3 protein-coding genes are annotated in these 2873 nt (G+C 53.8%); 2 read left to right on the forward strand and 1 reads right to left on the reverse strand.

What is annotated here, in order from left to right:
- Positions 1 to 1122, forward strand: a 1122-nt coding sequence (locus tag ACOSYY_RS15535) for an efflux RND transporter permease subunit (RefSeq protein WP_421663507.1), incomplete at its 5' end; no start/stop codon positions are given.
- Between the two features lie 32 nt (positions 1123 to 1154).
- Positions 1155 to 1511: a c-type cytochrome gene (locus ACOSYY_RS15540; RefSeq protein WP_421663508.1), complete on the forward strand. Its 357-nt coding sequence runs from the start codon at positions 1155 to 1157 to the stop codon at positions 1509 to 1511.
- A 425-nt stretch (positions 1512 to 1936) separates the two neighbouring features.
- On the opposite strand, the gene ACOSYY_RS15545 is transcribed toward ACOSYY_RS15540, so the two are convergent.
- Positions 1937 to 2548 (reverse strand): LuxR C-terminal-related transcriptional regulator, encoded by a 612-nt coding sequence (locus ACOSYY_RS15545; protein ID WP_421663509.1) that lies wholly within the window; start codon positions 2546 to 2548, stop codon positions 1937 to 1939.
- Between the last annotated feature and the right edge of the window lie 325 nt (positions 2549 to 2873).

Raw genomic sequence — 2873 nt, forward strand, 5'->3', positions numbered from 1 at the left:
GAGGTGTTGGGAACCGTGCAAGGAGTGAGAGATATCAAGGTGGAGCAATTATTCGGACAACCCTATCTCACCATCGATATCGATCGCGGCAAGATCGCCCGTCATGGCATCAACGTCTCGGATGTGCGGGAAATCATCACCACCGCCATCGGAGGACACGCGGCAACACGCGTCTACGAAGGCCAACAACGGTTTGATCTGTTTCTGAGGTTCCCGGAACAGTACCGGGACAGCGTCGAAACCATCAGTAATATTCTGCTCAGCGATCAGACCGGCGCGTTGATCCCTCTGGCGGACCTCGGAACCGTTCAGTTGGAGGAAGGACCGGGCCGGATCAGCCGGGATCAACTTCAACGGTACGTGTCGATCGGCTTCAATACGATGGGACGAGACATCGGAAGCCTTGTCGCAGAAGCGCAACAAAAGATCACTGAACGAGTCGCGCTTCCCCCCGGCTATCGGATAACCTGGGGTGGATCATTTGAGAACATGGAGCGGGCAATGGCCAAGTTGCAGGTCATCGTTCCGATTACAATCGCGATGATCTTCTTCTTGCTCTATTCGACGTTCAACTCGCTCAAGCAGGCAACCCTGATTATCTTGAATCTGCCCTTTGCCTTGATCGGCGGCGTGGTCGCGCTTTGGTTGACGAAAGAATATCTCAGCGTGCCGGCGTCCGTCGGCTTCATCAATCTCTTCGGCGTGGCGGTGTTGAATGGGATTGTGCTGGTGTCCTACATGAATAAGCTGCGCGAAGACGGTCATAGTCTGGATGAGTCGGTCACGTTAGGAGCCTTGCTTCGACTGCGTCCCGTCTTGATGACGGCGTTGGTCGCGCTTCTGGGATTAGTCCCTCTGGCGTTTGCCAATGGGATCGGATCGGAGGTCCAGCGGCCGTTGGCGATCGTCGTTATCGGCGGTCTCGTGAGTTCGACGCTGCTGACGTTAATCATGCTGCCGGTCCTCTATCGATGGCTCGAAGGCCGCTCGAAGGACCAGATGCATCGAGGGGAACCACAAACCGGATCGACATGGGATGCGCACCAAACAGTGGGCGAAGCTACTCATGGTAACGGCGAACCACGCTTCTCTCGTCACCCCGGCGAGATACCATCGACGTGATGGGTGAACAGGCTCAGAAGGGAGACCTTGATATGGGCACATTATTCATCAAGATGGTCATGGGACTCATGGCGCTCGTTGTGGGAAGCCATCTTGCGATCGCTGCGCCGAAAGAGGCCGATTCCCCGAAGACCGTTCATGCCGAAGGCAAAAAGATCTTTACTCGATATTGTGCGGGCTGCCATGGACCCGAAGGAAAAGGGGATGGATACTTACTGCTCGGTCCTGAACCGGCTAATCTAACAAGGCCGGCGACCAAAACAAAGTCGGATGTGGCACTCCTCCAAACTATCCACGAAGGAAAGCCCAACATGCCTTCATGGAAAGTCAGCTTGTCGGAAAATGAAAGTCGCGCGGTGCTAGCCTATATCCGAACGTTGGCAAAGTAGACAGTTCCGGTGGAATCCGCTACCCGAACCGCGTGTCGGTTCAATCAAAATTACAGACGATGACAAAGTACGGGCCGACCAGCCCGTCACCACATGTTGCGCCGCTCTCCATCGTCTCATGCCGGTGTTTGCCTGAGCCGAGTGAGGCATTGGGGTATTGCCGACATCCTCAGTTCATTTGTACTTCATTTATCTTCTCCCGGCGATCTAATCACATTGGTGCCTCTACCACGACCGGCGTACCCTCCACCAGGCATTTAAAAATTAATGAGTCCTGAGCCTAGGTCGGTGCATCCCTAGAAGGCGTGCCGTATCTTTGCCGGAGAAAACGGAGAAGCCGCGCCGTATCCCTCCTGCGGATAGAACGGTTCCGATAACATTGTGATGCTTCGATCACATCTTGATTTTTGAATATCGAGGTGCGGCTAGCGAGATGTGGGTCGGAAATGGTGGGCATGAACCAGGAGTTTCTGTCGATTCGGCACCCCCATTTTATCGAAAATGCTTGTCATATGATGACGGACCGTACTGTCGCTAATCGATAACTTGTACGCGATTTCTTTGTTTGAGTGTCCCTGCGCCACCAAGCGGATAATCTCTTGTTCCCGCTCCGTTAGAACGTCGGGCCACATTGGCGGCTCGATATTAGAGTCCAGCTCCTTCGAGAAGGTCATGAGTCCCATCCTGGCCAAGCCATCCCGTCCCACCGGGACCGGCGGTTTCGTGGGGGCATATAGCCCTTCAATTACCGCGAGCACGACTTCTGGCGGTTGAACTTTGAGGATCACGCCGTCCACACCGTAGGCAAACGCATCCCGGGTAGAGCCTTTGTCTTCAAACCCACACAACAGCACGATCTTACTGGATGGAGCGGCTTCCCGAATTTGTTTGATGGTGCTGAGAGCATCGCGCTCCATCTCCATATCGAGGATGAACAGGTCGGGGAAAGTCCCGGCGTGGAGAATCTCGGATGTTCTTGCGGGGTAGGGCTGTACGACCATTCGGATGCTGGCGCTGTGTTCGAGGATTGTCCGCAAGCCCAACCACACGAGACAATATGGGCTCAGTATCGCGATTGTGAGGGGTGGTATGGGGGGATTCATCTGTGTGTGTTAAGTCGAAAGTGGAAAATTGGCGAGCTACATGGAAAAAGAATATGGCCTTGCCTTTATGTCATTTGACAAACACGAGGGCCTACAACGGTTCGTATAAATACATGAGATGAGTACATTTGGCCACCGTCAACATGGCCCTAGTGGATAGCTAATATGCCCCTAGGAGATCTAATTAGACGAGAGTTTCCGGGATAGTGACACAGTATCGGCGGAACATCCTCGGGCCCGGCATAGCAGACTATCTCAA

It is taken from the genome of Nitrospira sp. BLG_2, from assembly GCF_049222245.1.